Source organism: Pseudoalteromonas sp. A3, assembly GCF_025942345.1.
Classification (GTDB): Bacteria; Pseudomonadota; Gammaproteobacteria; order Enterobacterales; family Alteromonadaceae; genus Pseudoalteromonas; species Pseudoalteromonas atlantica.
This window is the reverse complement of record NZ_JAPCKL010000002.1, coordinates 35,728-56,376: the sequence shown is the minus strand read 5'-3', so window position 1 is coordinate 56,376 and position 20,649 is coordinate 35,728. Positions and strand designations below refer to the sequence as shown.

Sequence of the window (20,649 nt, the reverse complement as noted above, 5' to 3'; positions counted from 1 at the left end):
TTAGCATGACGATTGCAAGCCCCCTCCATGAGCCATTATTAAACAGTGAGCTGGCTAATAAATTTGCCGCGCGCGCGTTATTGCGCTGTAAAACGCTCAGCGGCCTATCGCAAATGCAAGGTGGCATTCACCGTGTGTATTTATCTAAAGAGCACAAAGAGTGTAACCGTGTAACTGCTGCGTGGATGGCTGAGGCGGGCATGCATTCGTGGCAAGACGAAGTCGGCAATTTATGGGGGCGCTTAGCATCATCTAACCCAAATGCAAAACGTTTAATTATTGGCTCACACCTAGACACCGTACCAAACGCCGGTGCATTTGATGGTATTTTAGGGGTGTTACTAGGTATTGAAGTAGCCGCCATTGCACACACGCTTAAGCTTGATTTACCATTTCATTTAGATGTAGTGGGCTTTTGTGATGAAGAAGGCACTCGCTTTGCCACCACTCTAATTGGCTCAAAAGCACTGGCGAACGAGTTTGACCCCCAGTGGTTAAATATACAAGATACAAACGGCATTAGCATGCGCCAAGCCATGCTTGATTTTGGCCTAAACCCTGATGATTACGCTAAAGCCGCCCTTAACAAAAACGAATTACTCGGTTATTGGGAAACCCACATAGAGCAAGGCCCAGTGCTTGAATCGGTAAACCAGGCGCTAGGCGTAGTAACCGCTATTGCTGGCGCCAAACGCGCCATGATCACCCTAACAGGCCAAAGCGGCCATGCAGGCACTACACCAATGAACTTACGCCAAGATTCATTAGTTGGCTGCGCCGAGCTTACCCTTGCCATAGAGCAGCTAGCAAAAAACGCGAGTAATGGTGAAGTCGCCACCGTAGGGCAAATTCATGCTCGCCCAGGCGCAACAAACGTTATTGCCGGTAAAACGACTATAAGCTTAGATGCACGCGCACAAAATGATGCCGACCTAGCAGTATTACTTAATGCAATACATACCCGCGCCGATCAAATTGCAACATCGCGTAATTTAACGCTTGATTGGCAATGGACACATGCGGCCGGCGCCGTAGCGTGCGACACTCAAATTCAGCAATTGTTTAGCAGTGCCTGTAAATTGAATAACCAAGCATCGCCTTCACTTGCCTCTGGCGCTGGGCACGATGCCATGGCTATTGCCCCTATTTGCCCTGTGGGCATGCTATTTATACGCAGCCCTGGCGGGATAAGCCATCACCCCGCAGAAGCTGTTATTGATGAGGATGTAACAAAAGCCCTTAGCGTAATGTACAGCGCGCTCATGCTGTATGTAAAAGAGTTAGAAAAGTAACTAACGGTTATTAAGCGCAGGGTAGGCTATGTGCTGTTAGCTTAGCCCTGCGTATTAAACGGGGCTGTGGTTATTAATTAAAGCCAGCATTTAAAGTCGGAGTTTAAAACTTAATTAAGGCTTAAGCCAAGCTCATTTAAACTCGCTTCAAAGCGCTGCCATTTTCTATTTATTTTACGCTTAGCCGATGAGCTCACGTAATTACTAATAGGAAAAAACTCAGTATTACCAATATCATCAACAACAACACACCGCTCAATGGTGCCGTTATTATTAACACACGCTATATTGCGTGGTTTTATTTCTTTGGTGATCACTAAATTGTGTAATAAATAATCTTTTAAATTTAATAGTGGCTCGGCTAAGGTTTCACTATTTGGCTGATTTAAATAATATTCTAGCGTTTTAGCCGGCTGATTATTTGCATCAATCACTAAGTCAAACACGTACCCTGTGCCAATATTGGTGTGTACCGTACCATGGTATCGCGCTAACAACTGCCACTGAATATTTCGGTTACTAAGTCGCTTATAATAAGCCAGCTCTTGGTCTTGCTCTTGCGAAAACCCTTCATGGCTTACTTTTATACATAAATTATGTGCCTCAGGGTGCCTGTAACACGTTCTATGCGCCCCTTTACCTACAATTAAATCGTCGTTCAATGAGATCAAACCAATTTTCGTCCTAACGTAAATTTACAAATACCAATTCGCTTAATTAAGTAACCTATTTTGAGGATTGGTATAAAACGAGGTAAATAACACGCCTTAAAATTGCACGCTTAGTATTTACATCTATTAATGCAGCTTTTATTACTATGTCAGTAATAAAGTAGGTACATTCGTTAAATAAGCCGGCCATTTTAACTATAAATTAGGGTTTATCAAGGTAAATTAAGAAAGCAGTGGGTATACAAGCGACTAAAATAGCCTTACGAAATAAGTATCACACTAGGCTGGGTTATAATTAAATAAACCAAAAGTGTATGCAGCCATACATTTGTTAATTAGCGCGCTTCGACCTAATAATAAGCATTCATAATTAGCTTAATAAAAAACGAATACGTATACTTTGATATTTTGGAAATGGAGAACATAGGATGTTAAAAAACATTTTATTTTTAATAGGTTGCATACTAATAACTATTGCAGCATGGCTTGTTTTTCAAGCTTTTGGTCAACACACTTTTTCAATAATGCTAATAATTTCTGCTGTAGTAATTATCAAAATTGGCTGGACTAAACTTAAGCATCGAAAGTAATCTCTCGTCTATTTGGCCATTCAACATACTTACTAAGGTTTGAATGTTAATGGCTATATACCGCACAACTATATAGCCATTTGTTTTACTTAAGCCTATTAAACCTTAGCTTAGTTACTCAATCGTTACTTTTGCATCACTTACCCATGTTTCGGTTATCGCCTCTTCGTTTCTATCAACCAAATACGCGCGTATACTTACGGGGTCGTTATTGCTCTGTTTGTAGTCAAACGCTAATCGCCATTGGTTGGTCCCCACTATTGGGTAAGCACCAATTGGCTCCAGTATTTCGCCGTTACTGGCTTCAACAATAGGCTTTATGCCACTTTCTCTATCTAGGCCTTTAAATACTGGGCCTTCAAAATCAATCACCATTTTGTTTACGCCCTCAGGAATAGGCTGGCCAGGAATTCCGCCCTGCCCTTGGCGAGTATTAACAACACTTGCTAGGTTTTTTGATTTTGGATCGAGTGGACGCCACTCAATATCATAAGAAAAGGTAAACTCATCGCCTTTACGTACCTCTTTTTCAGGCACCCAATAGGCAACAATATTATCAAACGTTTCATCTTTAGTTGGGATTTCGATTAGCTGCACAGCGCCTCTCCCCCAGTCGCCCGTAGGCTTGATCCACGCTGATGAACGCTTATTGTAAAACACGCCGTCGTCTTGGTAGTTATTAAAGTCACGATCTCTTTGGATTAAACCAAAGCCTTTAGGGTTCTCATCAATAAAGCTATTGGTCGACACCGACTGCGGATTATTTAACGGTCGCCAAATATACTGACCCGACCCAGTATGAATCGCTAAGCCATCACTGTCGTGAATTTCTGGGCGCCAGTCTTTCGCTACCGTTTTATCTTTTTCTGAGTACCAATACATGCTGGTTAGCGGCGCTATACCTAAGCGCTCTACATCGGCGCGCATATACAAATTAGCACTTACAGAGGTAACATGCCCTTTGGCCTCTTTGTTGTCTTTACTTAAACCAAACCGATAAGCACCTATAACAGAGGGCCCCTCAAGCAAAGCCCACACAGACATGCTCTCACCTTTATTTTCTGCAGGGCCTAACCAAAATGCCGAAAAGCGAGGAAATTCTTCTGGCTCACTCATACCGGTATTTATTGCAATACCGCGAGCCGACAACCCATATTGCCCCTGAGGGCCATCAGTTCTAAAATAAGACGCCCCCAAAAACGATATCCAATCTGGTTTTATATCGGGGCGCATAATTCTAAAGCCTGCAAACCCAAACCCTTCTGGCAGGTCGTGGGCAGGGCTATCGTCAGGCATATCAAAAAGCGCATTACTAAAAGGCAGTTCTTTAACGTTGTTTTTATCATCTCTGATGAAAATACTTACCGGCTCAGGAAAATATCGCCCAGGGTAAAATAATTGTACCGGTGTCTTTTTGCCATTTGGGTAGAGGGTTTCATCTTCTTTAAAGCGTATTTTCCAATGTTCGTCATAGGTAATTTTATCAATAAGCTCAGGTGCTGGCACTTCCACAGGCGTATAGGGCTTTTTGGCAGAGGCTTTTGCCATTGCTTTTAAATCTTCAAAAGTAAACTTAGCACTTGCTTGTGCTTGCGCCGCGTGTAACGACACAGAGGAGGCAATAATAGCGGCAATAAATAACTTTAACTTCATAAAAAGTATCTCTAATAAAGGGAGTCTAAAAATAAGCGCCCAGTACGAACGCCTAACTTAAAATGCTTGTAAAGATATTACACACCGCAATATGAACTCGCGTTTACTAAAAAAACGTTATTTGGCGAAGCTTTTATGCTTAGCTGTGTTTAGGGGAGATTCTGTTTGAATAGCTGCGTTTGAATAGTTGCGTTTGAATAGCTGTATTTAATAAATGCGGCTGATATAACTTTTACTTAGTTAAAGCCAGTTAGTGCTTTAAAATCGAAATACTGATCTGTGTGTCGCTGCTACGCTTAGTATAACTACCTGATTAATGCAGGCTTGTGAACAAGAACTGAGAAGTCGAGTAGCATATTCAATCCTTTTTTAGCTTATAACACCCACTTAAAAGTGTTAAGCGTGAGGAATTGCCATTACATTGGTTTGCTATGTATTAAAGGCCACCACATAAGTCTAAAAAATTCCCTGTCGAAAACGATGACTTTGCTGATGAAAGCCAATAAATAGCTTCAGCCACCTCCTCAGGTTCACCTCCACGCTTAAGAGGAATAAGCTCCTTTAACCTTTCTACTCTTTCAGGTTCACCACCATCAGCGTGCATTTGCGTATTAATTAGCCCAGGACGCACACAATTAACTCTAATTCCTTCACAGGCAACCTCTAGTGATAAACCTTTAGTGAGTGTATCTATAGCCCCTTTTGAGGCTGCATAATCAATATATTCATTCGGTGAACCTGAACGAGATGCCCCCGATGAAACGTTTACAATAACACCACCTTTTCCGCCATGGCGTGTAGACATACGCTTTATGGCCTCTCGACAGCATAAAAAGTAACTAGTCACGTTGTTTGCTAAAATAGTATTAATTCTTTCAGCTGTTAAATCCTCCAAACGCGACTGCTTACGTAAAATACCAGCGTTATTAACAAGTACTGATAAAGGACCTAGCTCGGCATCAATTTTTTTAAACAGCCTTACCACATCATTCTCAACCGAAACATCTGCTTGGACTGTAATACAACGATTACCCGCAGCCCTAATATCGCTTGCGACAGCTTCGGCCGAAGCTAGATTAGACTTGTAATTGATACAAACGGCATACCCTTTTGATGCAAATAATTTAGATGTAGCAGCACCAATACCTCGACCTCCGCCCGTTATTAAAACCACTTTTGTGTTATTCATTAGACATCCTTAAATAGTAATGCTGTAGGAATATAGAATGCTCTGCTAAACAATAAGTTGTTGGCATAAATTAGCAATACTTAGCAAGAAGCTGCATTTTGTGCACAAGTTTTCTTTATCCCTAACTCTTCGTGAAAATTCATTGTGACATTAAAAGTCAGTACAAAAATAATAAAACCTAACAACCAGAAATTAAGCTCTTTTAATTTAAACCTTCCACGCCAAAACGCTGTTACAAAAATGAAAAAATATCTTATAGTGAAAAGAAACGTGATAAAGAGAAACACAAAAATAATAATTCCAGCTGTACTCATAAGTCTCCAGAGCAACTAACGAGCTTGTAAATTAACTCGTTTATTTGTTTTTTTTATAAAAACATAGTTGAGTTCCTATTTTGGTTCAATCGTTTACTACGTTTATATATAGAATAAGATGTTTGATGTTGGTTTAATTGGCGTTTTGGAAGGAATTACTGATGCCTGAGTGGCTTTATTGAGGTTAAAAGGACTTTCCCATCCTTGAAGCAGCGTGTTTTGCAGCTTTTCTATATCGTAAACAAGGCAATACAGCTACCGCAGTGTAAAGTAAAAGCATTCACATTCGTTTTAACTTGTAAGATCAATTTATTAACCGTAACATTTCGCTTTTTACTGAAAGAGAAGCTAGCTAATTTAATAAAAATTGCTGACGCCTATTGAGATAACTATTTTAACTTTCAGCTTATCAATATAGCTCAGCTTTTTTGTGTTTCGTATTTTTAAACCTCACTAAATACTATGCATTAAGTGAAAATTTTCTTAAAAGTTAGAATGGGGGGCACTCTAACTTATTTAAGTAGGATTACGATGTGGAAATTTTAAAACTTCAGTTTTCAGTTTTGAAACATAAAATAAACTTATTGATAACGCATTAATTTTGCTTACTACTCGACTAGATATATGAGGAGCGTCTTTTGAAGAAAGATACATTTATAAAATTGATACAAAGTCAAAGTACGAGAGAAGTTTTCAATCTGATTATTTATGTCTTACTAATATTGTGGGCGTGCTTTTTAGCTTCAAATATATTTTCTGCACTAACTTTATATGAAGTTTCTATCTTAACTACAGATCTGGATCAAATAATTTTTCTTGTTAAAAAATTAGCATGGGATTTAGTAAAATTTGTCATTTTCTTTCTGAGTTTTTTTGTCTTCGTTGGCAGCCAGTGGTTTAAAAATCATCCAATTAAAAGTTATACAGGAAGTCATGTTGCGGCACAGTTACTTACAGTCACTACAGTATTGGTTGGTGCATTTGTATCTATAACATCTAACGATATTAATACAGTAATTCAATGCCATATTACTGCTAATCAATGCACTGAAAATACATTTACTATATCTCCTATAGGTGTGGCTATTTTGTTTATAGTTTCTTTCTATGTAATTCATGGTAAACATGGGAGTCAATTAAAAACAGAAAGGGAAGAATATGAGAATGCTCAGTCAGAAAAGCTTCGTCTCGCTATTCAAGTAGCTCCTCCACCTTACTTTGCTAAAAAACTAGCTGAGTATTCAGATATTATTGAGGATATGGCGCAGCAAACTTTTGTTGAGTATTCATATTTAGCTAATGAAACAGATGGGTATAAAACACCTGAAGAGGGAGAAAAAGTTTTAGAAGAACAAAGGAAAGTTATAAGATGTGCACTTATGGCTCTAGGGCGTTTAGCGCAGGCATACGACAATGTTGATCCTTCAGTTCAAAATGAAGTTCAATATCGAGCTAATTTAATGCTTTGTCTAAAATCTGATAATCAAGATGTATCCTCATATTTTAGCTCTACTCACCCCTCGAATAGTATTCGTTTTGAAATTCCGTTTGGTGCGCAACCCCACTTCTTGCTATATATTGATAAGCGCTATAGCGTTAATGTTAAACAAAGTGATAACAAACTTAATCAAGCTCATTTATTTAAGTCTGTAGAACCAGATAGTCATATTATTATCCCTGAGCAATTTGAAATAGATTCATCCGTGGCTAACGCAACTATGCCGATCTATTGGCAAGATAATGTAAGTGAAGCAATCAACTATAATGTTATAGGCGCTCCACGTGCAATTATAGAATGTAAACCTCAATTTATTAATGACACTATAGAAACAGCTAAGGCGGCTGGCTATTACAGTGAAGACATCCAAAATGAGGCTATAAAATATTTTACGAATGACAAAAAAGGTCGTTCAATCGTTAGTATGCCTGTAGCTACTAGGCATTATGAGCTGACACCTGAACATGAAGCTGACCTTGACCGTTTTCTTGGTGTGTTGAATATTTATCGTAATTCGGAAAATATTTTTTCGGGAACGAGAAAAAATTTCGAGTTCTTTGCAGACTTCACTCGACCATTAAGACTCGTTATCGCTCGAATGGCCTATACTCATATTGACTCAATTGCCATTGTCCAGAGCCTAAAAAATTCTAATAACCCTAGTACTGAAGAATAATTTTCTATATTATGGTGCCAATCACTGAAGGAGTGTAGTTATGAGTAAACAGCAACAAAACATCAGAGCAGCAGCTCGTGCTAACGCTGCCGCGGCTATAGCTCGTCGTAATGTAGAAGCACGTCGCACCAATTCTAGCCAGTCAAACAAGGGCTAATAGCATTAATGAGTGGCTATATTAATAGTCACTCTGAAGACTACTTATCTTTAGAGTCAGATCTAATAACATTCCAAACCAAAAAAGTTAAATATATCTATTGTATATTCTAAATCACAATAAAAAGCAGCCCTCAAACGACGGCGGAGCTAGTTTATAAACTAGCCAAAAATTGCTTATATGATTTCTTCCATACAGCTTTTGAGTCATAAGTATATAATCCATGCTGATCCACCAAGAATATTTTTTGAAAGCTGTGCTGCTTACGTTGTTAGCACAGTGTTCTGGGATCTTAGTCTCAAACATATGTAGAACAACATCTATATCACTCGCTTCAATGATCGGCTTTATAAAGCCTTTGGCAGTTTAGTCTGAAGTTCCATATTGAGAGAAACACCATTAATGCCCGATTCACCTAAATGCCTCATTTAGAACCTGGTTGAAACATCATAACAACATGAGGCACAGCCCAATAATTTAACTAATTAACTTTAATGTAAACAAGTGATTAGCCCTATTATAAAAGTAATATGTGATAAGGAACTAAAACCGTGTTAATTAAGGTTATTTATATCAGTAAGTGTTGAGAATGAGGGTTAACGCCACGGGTCAGGTACATAGAGCATTTTAAAAAGAGTTTACGGCGCTGATTTTGCACCATAGTAAATAAAGCTATCGAGGGTGTTTTTTACTTAGCCTCAAAGTGTACTTTATTAAAATACGTTTTTTTTGTGAGGGCTTTAATTACGCTAATGCTGGTAAGTTCTATAAGCTTTAGCTCGCCATTTAGGTTAATGGCAATGCACTCTTGTTTGAGTGCATTGCGTTTTGTATCAGTTGCTACACCACATACACTATCACCATTTTTTAATATAAGCTCAATGCGTAAATGGTGCATACAGGCAATTTCGATGTAGTCGTATTGGTGGCAACTGATCATAACGTCCTCTTTATATTATTTAGCTGGCTTAAGTAGCATTAAAGTGGCAATAACAATTAGGTTGCCTACATACCATAAATCTTTAATTACAAATTGCCCTAAACGCTCTAATAATGTGCTTGAGCTAAATGCACCGGTTGCGGTTATTAAAAATGTTTGGGTCATTAAAAATACACTTAAACACGCAAAGCCACTAACAATAATAAGCTTTTTATTGTTAAGTAAAATGCCCGCACCAAGTAGTACTGCAAATAATACATCAAACCCACCAATGATATTTGATGCGCCTTGTACGCTAAATACCGTGTATAACCACGACATAAACGGTGAGGTTTCTACTAGGCCTACAATGGCGTTGGCTTCAAACTCATAAAATTTCATGCCGCCAATCCACAGTAAAACCATAGCAACCGGTATAAAGTTTAAAAGTACGTGTTGTTTGTCTGTTAGCTTATTTTTATAAAACAAAAATAAATACAAAGGGATAACAGCAAAGTATTTAATTATGCCTTGCCCACTGCCAATAATTGGAAAGCCGCCTAAGTGTGCCATCCAGCGGTTACTGGCAAATAAGGTAAGTAAAGGCACTATGCTAACAACTAACGCGAGTATAAGTGCAGGCATCGGCTTTATTAATTTTAAATGCGCAGCTAAGGTGGTGACTGCCAACGCAATCATAGCGCTGCCTGTGAGCAAACCTAATGTATTGTTACTGAGTAAGGTATCAAGTTCATAAAAACTAAAGGTAGCTGAGAGTGTGTTTGGGTTTGCACCTAAAGCAAACGATACACCAAGTAATGCAAAGCTGAGTGTAAGTAAAAAGGTGAGTGCGTTATTTGTGTGTGTTATGTTCATTGTGTGCCCATTAAATCTGTAATGGCTAATAAAGACCTAATTTTTACAAAAAGTGATTCAACTAAAGTTAAATTTTTTAATACAAGGAAGGACATTTTGGTTTTTACGTTTACAAAAGCCACGCCCGAAAAGAGGTTTAACCTGAGCTTTGGTTAAGAGATTTAGATATAGTTGGTTAGTAATGTTACTGGGTCTGTTTTCTCTAGCTAGAAATTTTAAGCGAAAACAAGGCGAATTTGCGCGTCAATAGCTAGCCTATTGCAAGTAAATTCAACGCAGTTAGCGCTAAAAATAGCTGCTTGAGATAGATTTATTAGCCAAGGCTCAGGTTATTAATTATGTCTTAGAAAACTTACTATGGTAGAGCACCTTGAGGTGGCCGGCTTATTTTTAACTGAGCAACAGCATAATGAAAGGGTTGACGAGCAATACGATTGCTCTCATCTTATACAGTTTAATGGTGAAACTATAGGTACGCTAAAGTACAAGATATGGGGTAGCCACATTGAAATAATGCAATTGCAAATACACCCCAACCATCAAAATAAAGGCTACGGCAGAGGCGTTATTGAGCAAGTAATTAAAACTGCACAGTTAAAGCCTATCAAACTAACAGTACTTAAAAACAACCCTGCTAAAGCACTTTATACTCGACTAGGCTTTAAGGTCACTGGGGAAGATAACTATGAGTACCATATGCAAACCCAGCCTATAAATAACTAAGAGCTACTCTCTTTGATCTTTAAAATCTTTTTTTCTGAAAATGGTTAGGTGCCAGCCCCATTTAAGCGAGCCTAATCTTAAAAATACAGTGGTAAAAAGTGAGCCTAAAATACACCAAATGTAATCGACTTCTATGGTAAACAGCGCAGCATAAACTAGGCCGCCTACTAAACAGGCTGAAGCATAGGGCTCGTTTCGCATAACTGAGGGTACTTCGCGGCAAATTACATCTCGTATTAGGCCGCCAAAAATCCCTGTGGTGATCCCCATTGTTATCGCTATTACCATACCTGTACCGCTTATTAAGGCTTTTTCTATCCCCATAATATTAAATAATGCCATACCTATAGCATCGACTAATAAAAAGTAATAGTTATTTACATGAGGTAAGTAACGCACAAAAAATATGGTGGCAATAATAGCGGCGTAAGTTGAGTATAAATACTCAGGCGTAGCTATCCAAAATATAGGTTTATCTAAAAGTATGTCTCTTAGCGTGCCGCCACCTAAAGCTGTAACAGTTGCGACCACCACTACCCCAAAACCACTTATGTTTTTTTCGTAGCCTAGCAGTGCTCCTGCAACCGCAAAAAAAGCCACTCCGAGCAGCCCCAGCACCATAAAGTATTCAGCAGTCATGTGCATTCCCTTTTAAATTTAATACTTTGGTGTATCAATTTATATGCCAGATGTAATTAGCAAAAGCCAAAAACGAGGATTAAAAGTACATTTAAAAACAATGGGTTAATAAACTTTTGATGAAATTAATGATGGGTTATTGTGATATGCGATATTTTAAAAGGTAATTATTTTAAAAGTGAGTAGTTTTTACACATTATTTATTTTTAGCTGAGTCGCCTTTTTTAGTCAATTACTAAGCTCATTAATATACGTACGGGAAAGTAAACAACAGCTGGAATGCCGAATAACCAATTAGCAAAGCTTTGCGGCATGACATAAAAAGCAACCTGCTTCACCCAATATCTAATACCAACCCGCAATAATACTTAATCATTTTTAGGGGCTAAACGTGTCGCTATCTGCGTTAAAAAATTATCATTTAGAATAACTAAATAACGAATTTTTTGCCTAGCTATCAACACGTTTATCTATCCTCAAAATAGATCACTTAATTAAGCGGATTGGTATAAACTCTACATACTGCGCTAAAAAGTCATTAAGCGATAAGCTTAAAAATGCTAAATTATTACTTATTAAAACCCATAGTGCATACAAGCCAAGCAGGCCATCGCCCACACTGCCAATATAAGATGAGTAACCAATAAATAATAAAAAGCCGCGCATGGTAAGTCCCTGTTAGCTGTATCGTTAAGTTAAATAATAAACTCGCTTAGTTAGTTACAGCCTTTATTGGTTTTAGCAAGCAGAACGTCATGCACACCTGCATGTGCACCACAGTAAAAAATATAGTTAGAACAATGGTAGTTTTCATCCTTAATATTTAAACCATTCTCATCAAATTCTAGCTCAAACTTACAGTTAATGTCGTATTCGGGCTCTTTCTCTGCAAACACCAGTTTTTTATCCTTTAGTACTAAAGGTAATGGTTCTGTAGTTCCCTCAAGCGGCGCTGTGATAGTGCAAATATGAAAGTTGTAGCCCCATATAAGGCCTTCTGTAAAATATTTTTCGCCTTCTTTGAATATATTTATGTAACTCGTTTTTAGTTTAAAATGCTCATTACTTTCGCCTCCATCTTTGTTGAGCATAGGAGTCGCGCTCGTTATTTTATCCGTTGTGGAATAACATCCTTCAAATGAGCTTGCATATGAATATCCACTAAAGATGACACTTACTAGCATCAAAAATATTAAAGCCTGTATGCTCATTACTGCTCCTTGCTGCGCTGTTAATCTTCGTCAAAAAAACGGCCACTATCATCTGTCATTTTTACTGGTAGGCCGTTATCAACCATAAAATAGTAAAAACGTAGGTCGTCAATTAAATCTGGAGCGGTTATTTCAATATCTTGGTATGTCGCGTTTTTAAACTTAAATCGTAAAATATGCTCAAAACGCTTAGTTTGGCAATAAAGCACTTCTTCTAGCTCAGACACTTTTATATTTATGCCGAGTAGTTCAAACTCGCCATTTACAATTTCAATTGCATGAGCCTGTTCTGTGTTTGCACAATACCACTGTGAAAAAAACCTCAATAATACAAACGCAAAGAGGTATAAAAATTGATGCAGCAAAGGCTGTTCAATAAATACCTCTACCCAAAATAAAACTATAACTGCGATAAATGTGTTGAAACCAAGCGTCCAAAGTAGTTTTGCGCTGGGTGTTTTTTTGTACCTTGTTAGTTTTTTCATAAATCCCTTTAAAGTATTATCCTTCGCTGAGTATTGCTATTGCTAAATATTACTCACTTTTGTTCCCGCTATATGATCGTGTAAACAGCGTTTATCTTTTCCTAATATAAATGCAGGGTTTACAAATCCAGCAATAAACTGACCTACCGAAGGGACTAGTGATAGCAGCTGCATAGGTAACATGCGTTTAAAGTAAATAGTTGTAAAACTTGCTTGTGTGCCGTCTAGGTTTTCTATACGAATAGACATGCAGTATTTACCAATAGTTTGTCCGCGGTGATACATAAGGTAACCATGAAGCACTAACATAGAAAACACACCGAAGCCCCATAAAAATGCCGTTAAACTCAGATTTGGTTGGCTTAAACTTTCAAAACCGATATACATTATTACAGGTATAAAAACCGCTATACCTAATAGGCCGTCAATAATAGCAGCAACAAGCCTGTCCCCGCGTGATGCTTTTTCTCCCGCTATTTTTAGGTCGGCATTGTGTGCGGGCTCTTGCGCTTCTCGGGTTTTTATAAGCTCGTCTATTTCTTTTGCGCGCTCAGGAAAGCGTTCTCGGTCAATGACTTTTGCGCTGGAGTAAAGTTCATCTAATGTGTACGTAGAAAAGTCTATTGGGGTATCCATGCTTGGGGGGATTCCTTTACGTAATTTATCTCAAAGTAGCATAGCTTTAGTAATTTATTCAATATCTTAAATTAAAGACTGGCGTAGCTTTTAGCCTTTAGTTTTTAGCCTTTAGTTTTTAGCCTTTAACTTTTAACTTTTAGCTTTTAGCTTTTAGCTTTTAGCTTTTAGCTTTTAGCTTTTAGCTTTTAGCTTTTAGCTTTTAGCTTTTAGCTTTTTGAGCATAAAAAATGGCGCTAAAAAGCGCCATTCAAAAAACAATTAAATTAAAGCGCTAGGCTTAAAATTTTCTTCGCTTTAGCTATGTCAATATCGCCATGCTCGCCAAGGGCTGTCATGCCGTTACGCTCTAGGTTGTTGGCAACGGCTTCAACCGCGTCTTCACCTAGGTCGTAATCGCCAAGTTTTGTTTTAATGCCCATTTGCTCAAAAAAGTCTTGAGTATGTTTAATGGTTGCATCAATCAGCTCGTTTTTGTCTTGCATATCAAGGCCAAATACACGCTCACCTAACTGAATAATTTTAGCGCGTTTTTGCTCTTGCTGAACAAACATTAGCGGTGGTAATACAATTGCAAGTGTTACAGCGTGATCTAAGCTATAAAGCGCTGTTAGCTCGTGGCCAATCATATGCGTAGACCAATCTTGCGGTACGCCTTGGCCAATCAAGCCATTTAGTGCCATCGTTGCCGACCACATTACGTTTGCACGAACATCGTAATCTTCTGGGTTTTCAAGGGCTTTAGGGCCTTGCTCAATTAGCGTAGATAAAATACCTTCTGCAAAACGGTCTTGCAGTGGCGCATTAACTGGGTACGTTAAATATTGCTCAATAACATGTACAAACGCATCAACTACACCGTTAGAAATTTGGCGAGTTGGCAGTGAGAATGTATACGTAGGATCAAGTACGGCAAATTGCGGTTGCACTATTGGCGTACCAAAGGCACGTTTTTGCTGGGTTTCTTTACGGGTAACAACTGAGTTACCGTTGCTTTCTGAGCCAGTAGCCGGAAGCGTTAATACCGCGCCAATAGGTAATGCACTTTTTACTTCTGCGCCATTAACTAAAATATCCCAGCCGTCGCCTTCGTATTTTGCTGCTGCCGCAACGTATTTAGCGCCGTCGATAACACTACCGCCGCCTACAGCTAATATAAAGCTAACGTTTTGCTCTTTCACAATTTCTACAGCTTTTGAAAGTGTTTCGTAAGTTGGGTTTGGCTCAACTCCCGAAAACTCCACAAAGTCCACACCTTCAAGTGCATTTACTACATCGTCATATACGCCGTTCTTTTTGATCGAACCGCCACCGTATAAAAACATGACCTTGCCTTGGCTTGGTACGCGGCTTGCGATCTCATTAATTTGATCTTTGCCGAATAAAATCTCGGTGCGGTTTTTAAATGCAAAATTTAACATATTTGTACTCTACTTGGTTACGGGGCTCAGCCCCTAGTGCTCATTGCTTTATAAAATGGGAATTAATAGTTAACTTTCAAGTAATTAATTACCTATTTTATAAATTAAATATGAAAACGGTTAATGTCTAACTGAACGAGCGCAAGTGTACGCGCACTTTACAATAAGTAGAATTCAGTTAATCTTGCTTTACCCATCGGATTTCTGATACCTAATGTTTTATGTCTTATTTTGTACAATTACGCACCTTTGTTGAGGTATATCGTTGTAAAAACATCTCTCGGGCTGCTAAAAATTTGGGGCTTTCGCAACCAGCTGCAACCGCGCATATACAAACAATGGAGTCGGTGGTAGGTAAATCGTTATTTGAGCGGCGTCACCGAGGCGTAGAACCAAGTAATGCCGCCCACGATTTAGCAGGCCAAGTGGCAAATCACCTTGATGCTATAGAGCAAAAAGTCGCCTCTGTACGCACCCGTTCTAACGATGTGAGCGGAACGATTACACTGGCTGGGCCCGCCGAATATATTAGTTATGTTGCCTCAGCACAGCTGGCAAATTTGTTACAAGCAGGCAATGTTGATGTGGTCGTGCTGCCTGGTAATCGTGAGCAAATTTATTCAGCGCTTGATACTGGCGTTGCCGATATGGCCATTACAGCCTCTCTGCCCGATAACAAAATTTACGACTTTGAAGTGCTCGACAGCGAAGAGTTAGTACTGGTGGCGCACCGTTTATTAGCGCAAAGCTTAGAGGGGCAAACCATTACGCCAGCACTTTTAAATACGCTGCCAGTGGTCAGTTACGACAGCCAATTACCGCTTATACGCCAGTATTTTGATACTGTATTTAAACAAAGCTGTACGTCAAAAATAATTGCTCGCTGCCCCGACATACGCGCGCTCGCCGGCATAGTAAGAACCGGTGTAGGCTATACCGTGCTGCCTGATTATATATGTCATGACGATATTCAATCGGGTAGATTAATTAAACTTGGTCCGCAAGGGCCGGAAAACAATTTGTACTTAGCGTGGCGTAAAGGGGCGCTTGCTCACCCGCGGCTTAATTATGCTCGCGATGTGTTAATGGCTTTTTCTAATATTAATAAATACGCAAAATAGTTTTTTAACTTATACCAGTCCGCATAATTAAGTGATCTATTTTGAGGATAGGTAAACGTGATGATAGCAAGGCAAAAAATTCGCTATTTAGTTGTTCTAAATGAGAATTTTTTAACGCAGATAGCGACACGTTTAGCCCCTGAAAATGATTATGTATTATTACGGATTGGTATTGAACGCTGGTTATTTAATAAAATAGCCAACCGCGCGCCATTGCCCACTGCTTTTACTTAATGTAAGGGTTTCAACCGCAAGCCTTGCTGAAAATTGCGTTTTAAATTGCACAATAAGGTATTTACCTTGCGGGGCACCAGGTAAAGATGAGTAAGCATTAGCACTTATTTGTTCTCGCGTAGCCACTTTACCTAGTGGCGCACGCACTGTGTTTAGGGCGCTTTTCCAGTTTGCTTTACTTAATTGCGATTTAAATAGCGCATCGGCTTGTTGCCAACTTTTTGTGTATTCACCCGCATCAATTAACTGTAACCAGTTTATTGCTACGGGCATATTTTTAGTGGTTTCGGCCCACACTGAGCAGCTTATAAACAAGCATAAAATTAAAATGAGGGGTTTCATCATTCTTCCTTTTAATCTGGCGTTAAAAGTAAATATAGATACTCCAAATTACAACACATTGGTTAAATGGTTAACCCCTAATATTAAAAACTTTTGCAAATAAGTGCCTTACTCTCCTTTAATTTTTAAAACCTGCGCGTATGTGCAATCGCTTAACATAGAAAAACCATGCGAGGCTTGCTCTTGGCCTATTACAAATGGATGCGCCGCCTCGGGGGCTCTATTTTTAAGTTGCTTTATGCGCTCATACGAACCATCGCGTTTAGGGTGGTTTGATATAAACACATCTACACCGGCTTGTATTGCCACATTGCCAAAACGTTTTGCGGCAACACTGTAAGCGCTAATTCGCTCAATATCAGGCCCATAGTTTAGCCCAGTCCCTCCCCACAGGCTTAGCATATGTTTTTTGCCGTTATCGTATACTGGGAACAACAACGAAATAGTGCCAGGGGTGTGTCCAGGCGTTAAATGAACGCCAATGCTGGTATCGCCAAGCGTAATTGTATCTGCCTCTTTTGTGCTTATATCTCTTGTTGGCCGTTTGCCCCAACGTGGGCTTTCAAAATCAAGCTTTGGTTGTTCTAAGCGTCGCCACTCAACCTCACTCATTACAACACGCGGTTTGTATTTATTAACTAAGTACTCTTGCCCACCGTAATGATCACCATGCCCATGGCTAATAATTAAATACTTAATATCTTCGGGGTTTAAGCCTAGTGTGAGCAAACCTTTTTCAATGTAATTTTTAGCTTGTTCGTTGTTATTTAGCGCATCAATAACAATAAGCCCTTGTGATGTTTTAACTACCCAACTTGCCACTCCACCAGTACCTACATAATAAAGGTTGTCAAACACTTGTGTAGGTTCAATCGTTGATGAGCGCCGTTTACTACCCAACTTTTTACTGCGCTTTTTACCTTCATTATTAGTGCGAACACGCTTTGTTAAATCACGTAACGGGTTTTGTATATCGCATAGGCTTGTTAACCCCGGAAACTCATCAGCGTACTGCATGCCTTTTTCGACATAATCTTGCGCTGTTAATTGTGTATTTTGCGCAATAGCTGGGTGCGTAGCTAAAAAGCTGAGTACCACAGCAGAGAATATAAATTTTGGCATAAACACCCCTTATAGTTTTGTATCTATAGCTAGCCAGTAGCGTCGGCCATCTTCTACATAGCCGTATTCATCGTAGCTGGTTGCTTTATCAAATATATTGTAAATACCAAACATAACTTTAACGTTACCGTTTACTTGCCACGCACTGCCTATATCTGCTGTTGCAATAGAAGGGGCTGAGGTTAAACGGCTAGTTATAGAGGCTGCTTCGGTTTCTTTACCGCGGTAATTAGCACGTGCCCACGTATTAATATTATCGCTTACATCCCAGTTAATATTTAGCGTTGCTAAATGTTTAGGTATTTGCGTAAGTGGCTGGCCTTTATTGTCGCCACTGCGTTGCTCAGAAAACGTATAGCTGTAGCTAGTTGCAAGGGTAATATCTGCACTTAACGTTGTTTCTATATTTAGCTCAGCCCCATAAGTCACCGCTTTATCAATATTGATGTTATAGCGGTCGGTTTCATCACCACACACTGTGATAGGACATAAAACGGTGTTAATTTTGTCTTCAAAGCTATTATGAAAAACCGTGATATTAGTTTGAAAATCACTGTTAGCATAATACACAGCCGCTTCTTTACTGACGGATGTTTCGGGCTCTAGGTCAGCATTTCCATATAAGTCGCCACCGCGGCTGCTTTGGATCCAATTAGGGCTAAGCTCGCGTAAATCTGGCGCTCTGTAACCGGTAGCTACGCCCGATTTAAAGGTCCATGCCTCATTAATATTCCAAACTCCATATAGGCGTGGACTCAAGTGCGAATCAAACTGCTCGTTATCATCAACTCGTAAACCCGTGGTAAGGGTAAAATCGGGGTGTAAGCTCCACTCATCTTCAGCAAATAGCGACCATTGTTTGTTATCTATTTTAGTAATAGTGGCTGCGTTTGTTGTTTTGTCATCAAGCTTTTCTTGTTCAAATGCGCCGCCTAATGTTACATGGTGGTTTTCAAGTGCAATTGACCACTGCGTATTTGCTAAGGTATTTTCGATGGTTATTTCACGGCCTTCGTTTTCAACCGACTCTTGTTGAATATACGAATGCGCAGCGCCCCAACTATAGCTACCTTTATGTGCTAACGACCACGTGCTGCGGTTATTGTTCGTTTCGCTAGAACTATTTCGATTAGGTAACGATAGCCCCGAGGTAGAAATACGTTTTTGATCGTGTTCGCTGTATTCAAGCGATATCACATCGTGCTGGGTGGCTGTTAAATGCAGTGTACCACTGTAGCTTGTCAGCTCTTTTTCACCGTAACCGCGCTCAATTTCATCTTCTTCACGCTCTTGGTAAAGAGCCGAAAGGTTAACGCTTAATAAATCTTTTATTAATGGCCCCGCTGCATATATTTGCCCTTGGTATTCATCACCCGAATTACTGTTTTCTTGCTGTGTGGTTTCTAGGCGAACATTAGCATGCCAATTGTCGTAATTTTTACGGGTTATAACATTAATAACGCCGCCAATTGCATCCGACCCATACAACGTAGACATAGGCCCACGCACAACTTCAATACGTTCAATAGCATCTAGTGGTGGCAGACAATCTTGCTCAAAGCCACCGCTGCCGCTTGGTTGTGATTCACGCCCTGACTGCTTTTTACCGTCTACCAAAATAGCAGTGTACTGCGCTGGCATGCCACGCACGCTTATATCTTGTCGCGAGCCACCACCGGTAACCGTAACCCCTGCAACATCGTTAAGTGCATCGGTTAAGTCTTTATAAGCGCGGTTTTCTAGCTGCTTTTTGCTAATTAAAGTAATAGAAGCTGGCGCTTGCGCTAAGGTTTGTTCAAAGCCAGAGGCGGTCACTACTATTGTTTCTATATCATTGTTAGCGTTAGCCAAAGTGTAAAATGGCGCAACAGCAATTAGAGGCAGAGCTAAAGTGTTTTTCAGAGTCATTACGGGGTATTTAATTAGTTATTTTACGTAATGATAACAATTATCAATAACTTCAGCAATTAACATTTCATTAATTTACAATAAAACTTAATCAATTAAGCTGCAGTTACTCCAGTGCTATTATTAACAATAAGCCAACTTTATTGCGTTTATTGTACAAAAAAGGCTGCATTAACTAGCAGCCTTTTTGTATTCTGTATCGCTTAAGGTTTTAAAAATGCCATTTCACCATCAAATTTGGGTTGTGCTCTGTTTGACCATCTACACCAAACTTATTTTTCCAATATACGTATTCTATACCTACATCAAGGCGACCTGTGTCTAGGCCAAGCATAGGAGCAATGTTGTATTTAAGTTGTGAGGTAAAGTTAAAACCGCCTTCGCTTTTACCAAACATAGTGTCGGTACTGTCAACAATATCTAAAAAGCCATCGTATCTAAAGTTACCCTTGTTATAGCCCCACGTTACGGTTATTTGGTTGTTATCTTCACGCTCTATGCCAATATCGTCCTGAAAACGACGGTAATAAGCCACATTAAAATATTGGAACCCTGGTACATCTAACGATACGCCGCCACCTAATAAGTAGTTATTTTGATCGGTATCGCCCGAGCCATATTCTGTTTGTAGGCCTAAAAACACCTCTTTAACAAAGCTGTTTTGTGGCTTGTACAGCGTTGGGTTTATGTTTAGCTCTCCGTATACTTCATCGGGGTTACTTAATCTATCCATAAAAAAGAAGGTACCGCCCCATGTATGCCCCGATGCATGTTCAATGGTTACTACGCTTCTGTCATCTTCCTCGCCCGAGAACGGCTCGAGGTAATCGGCGCCGGTCATGGCGGTTATACTAAAATCTGACCACAGCTCTTTTGCCGACACACTACTTGAACACACCGCGATAGCACTGACTAAGGCTAATTTTTTAATTGTTGTAATTTTCATTGTTAATCCCTTTGTTATAATTTTAT

General features: G+C 39.4%; 20 protein-coding genes. 4 read left to right on the top strand and 16 right to left on the bottom strand.

Annotated features, from left to right (window positions below):
• Positions 1-5 precede the first annotated feature (5 nt).
• A complete protein-coding gene (locus OIZ54_RS03355) occupies positions 6-1,292 on the top strand; it encodes an allantoate amidohydrolase (RefSeq protein ID WP_264389719.1) in 1,287 nt (428 codons plus the stop codon).
• 110 nt (positions 1,293-1,402) lie between these two features.
• Here the strand turns inward: OIZ54_RS03355 and OIZ54_RS03350 are convergent, their stop codons facing one another.
• From OIZ54_RS03350 to OIZ54_RS03335, 4 genes are all read right to left on the bottom strand, one after another.
• Positions 1,403-1,963 (bottom strand): YrbL family protein, encoded by a 561-nt coding sequence (locus OIZ54_RS03350; protein ID WP_264389718.1) that lies wholly within the window; start codon positions 1,961-1,963, stop codon positions 1,403-1,405.
• 704 nt (positions 1,964-2,667) lie between these two features.
• Positions 2,668-4,206, bottom strand: a complete 1,539-nt coding sequence (locus OIZ54_RS03345; protein WP_264389717.1) for a glucan biosynthesis protein — start codon at positions 4,204-4,206, stop codon at positions 2,668-2,670.
• A gap of 436 nt (positions 4,207-4,642) precedes the next feature.
• Positions 4,643-5,395, bottom strand: coding sequence for an SDR family oxidoreductase (locus tag OIZ54_RS03340; protein WP_248451967.1), 753 nt, complete (start codon positions 5,393-5,395; stop codon positions 4,643-4,645).
• An 80-nt stretch (positions 5,396-5,475) separates the two neighbouring features.
• The gene (locus OIZ54_RS03335; protein WP_029774363.1) at positions 5,476-5,709 is read right to left on the bottom strand and encodes a hypothetical protein; all 234 of its coding nucleotides are present in this window, start codon (positions 5,707-5,709) and stop codon (positions 5,476-5,478) included.
• Positions 5,710-6,347: 638 nt separating this feature from the next.
• Between OIZ54_RS03335 and OIZ54_RS03330 the strand changes: the two genes are divergently transcribed.
• Positions 6,348-7,883, top strand: a complete 1,536-nt coding sequence (locus OIZ54_RS03330; protein WP_264389716.1) for a hypothetical protein — start codon at positions 6,348-6,350, stop codon at positions 7,881-7,883.
• An 845-nt stretch (positions 7,884-8,728) separates the two neighbouring features.
• Here the strand turns inward: OIZ54_RS03330 and OIZ54_RS03325 are convergent.
• Positions 8,729-8,980, bottom strand: a complete 252-nt coding sequence (locus OIZ54_RS03325; RefSeq protein ID WP_264389715.1) for a Rho-binding antiterminator — start codon at positions 8,978-8,980, stop codon at positions 8,729-8,731.
• Between the two features lie 15 nt (positions 8,981-8,995).
• A complete protein-coding gene (locus tag OIZ54_RS03320) occupies positions 8,996-9,835 on the bottom strand; it encodes a YkgB family protein (RefSeq protein ID WP_264389714.1) in 840 nt (279 codons plus the stop codon).
• 357 nt (positions 9,836-10,192) lie between these two features.
• Here OIZ54_RS03320 and OIZ54_RS03315 point away from each other — a divergent pair, with 357 nt between their 5' ends.
• The gene (locus OIZ54_RS03315; protein WP_264389713.1) at positions 10,193-10,558 is read left to right on the top strand and encodes a GNAT family N-acetyltransferase; all 366 of its coding nucleotides are present in this window, start codon (positions 10,193-10,195) and stop codon (positions 10,556-10,558) included.
• A gap of 3 nt (positions 10,559-10,561) precedes the next feature.
• On the opposite strand, the gene OIZ54_RS03310 is transcribed toward OIZ54_RS03315, so the two are convergent.
• The 6 genes from OIZ54_RS03310 to OIZ54_RS03285 all read right to left on the bottom strand — a co-directional run bounded on the left by OIZ54_RS03310 (position 10,562) and on the right by OIZ54_RS03285 (position 14,950).
• Positions 10,562-11,197, bottom strand: a complete 636-nt coding sequence (locus OIZ54_RS03310) for a trimeric intracellular cation channel family protein (RefSeq protein ID WP_004587070.1) — start codon at positions 11,195-11,197, stop codon at positions 10,562-10,564.
• A gap of 486 nt (positions 11,198-11,683) precedes the next feature.
• Positions 11,684-11,863 carry a hypothetical protein gene (locus OIZ54_RS03305; RefSeq protein WP_264389712.1) on the bottom strand — a complete coding sequence of 60 codons (180 nt, stop codon included), beginning with the start codon at positions 11,861-11,863 and terminating at the stop codon, positions 11,684-11,686.
• Between the two features lie 50 nt (positions 11,864-11,913).
• A complete protein-coding gene (locus tag OIZ54_RS03300) occupies positions 11,914-12,408 on the bottom strand; it encodes a hypothetical protein (RefSeq protein WP_264389711.1) in 495 nt (164 codons plus the stop codon).
• A 20-nt stretch (positions 12,409-12,428) separates the two neighbouring features.
• On the bottom strand, positions 12,429-12,893 hold the full coding sequence (locus tag OIZ54_RS03295; protein ID WP_055018918.1) for a hypothetical protein: 465 nt from the start codon (positions 12,891-12,893) through the stop codon (positions 12,429-12,431).
• Between the two features lie 42 nt (positions 12,894-12,935).
• A complete protein-coding gene (locus OIZ54_RS03290) occupies positions 12,936-13,529 on the bottom strand; it encodes an RDD family protein (protein WP_064387094.1) in 594 nt (197 codons plus the stop codon).
• Positions 13,530-13,795: 266 nt separating this feature from the next.
• The gene (locus OIZ54_RS03285) at positions 13,796-14,950 is read right to left on the bottom strand and encodes an iron-containing alcohol dehydrogenase (RefSeq protein WP_004587069.1); all 1,155 of its coding nucleotides are present in this window, start codon (positions 14,948-14,950) and stop codon (positions 13,796-13,798) included.
• A gap of 221 nt (positions 14,951-15,171) precedes the next feature.
• Between OIZ54_RS03285 and OIZ54_RS03280 the strand changes: the two genes are divergently transcribed.
• Entirely contained in the window at positions 15,172-16,071 is a 900-nt protein-coding gene (locus OIZ54_RS03280; protein ID WP_138685306.1) for a LysR family transcriptional regulator, read from the top strand.
• 183 nt (positions 16,072-16,254) lie between these two features.
• Here the strand turns inward: OIZ54_RS03280 and OIZ54_RS03275 are convergent, their stop codons facing one another.
• The 4 genes from OIZ54_RS03275 to OIZ54_RS03260 all read right to left on the bottom strand — a co-directional run bounded on the left by OIZ54_RS03275 (position 16,255) and on the right by OIZ54_RS03260 (position 20,623).
• On the bottom strand, positions 16,255-16,650 hold the full coding sequence (locus OIZ54_RS03275; protein WP_248443452.1) for a DUF4019 domain-containing protein: 396 nt from the start codon (positions 16,648-16,650) through the stop codon (positions 16,255-16,257).
• A 105-nt stretch (positions 16,651-16,755) separates the two neighbouring features.
• Positions 16,756-17,769, bottom strand: a complete 1,014-nt coding sequence (locus OIZ54_RS03270; RefSeq protein ID WP_264389710.1) for an MBL fold metallo-hydrolase — start codon at positions 17,767-17,769, stop codon at positions 16,756-16,758.
• Positions 17,770-17,778: 9 nt separating this feature from the next.
• Positions 17,779-19,677, bottom strand: a complete 1,899-nt coding sequence (locus tag OIZ54_RS03265) for a TonB-dependent receptor domain-containing protein (protein WP_264389709.1) — start codon at positions 19,675-19,677, stop codon at positions 17,779-17,781.
• 211 nt (positions 19,678-19,888) lie between these two features.
• Positions 19,889-20,623, bottom strand: coding sequence for a DUF5020 family protein (locus OIZ54_RS03260; RefSeq protein ID WP_004587064.1), 735 nt, complete (start codon positions 20,621-20,623; stop codon positions 19,889-19,891).
• Between the last annotated feature and the right edge of the window lie 26 nt (positions 20,624-20,649).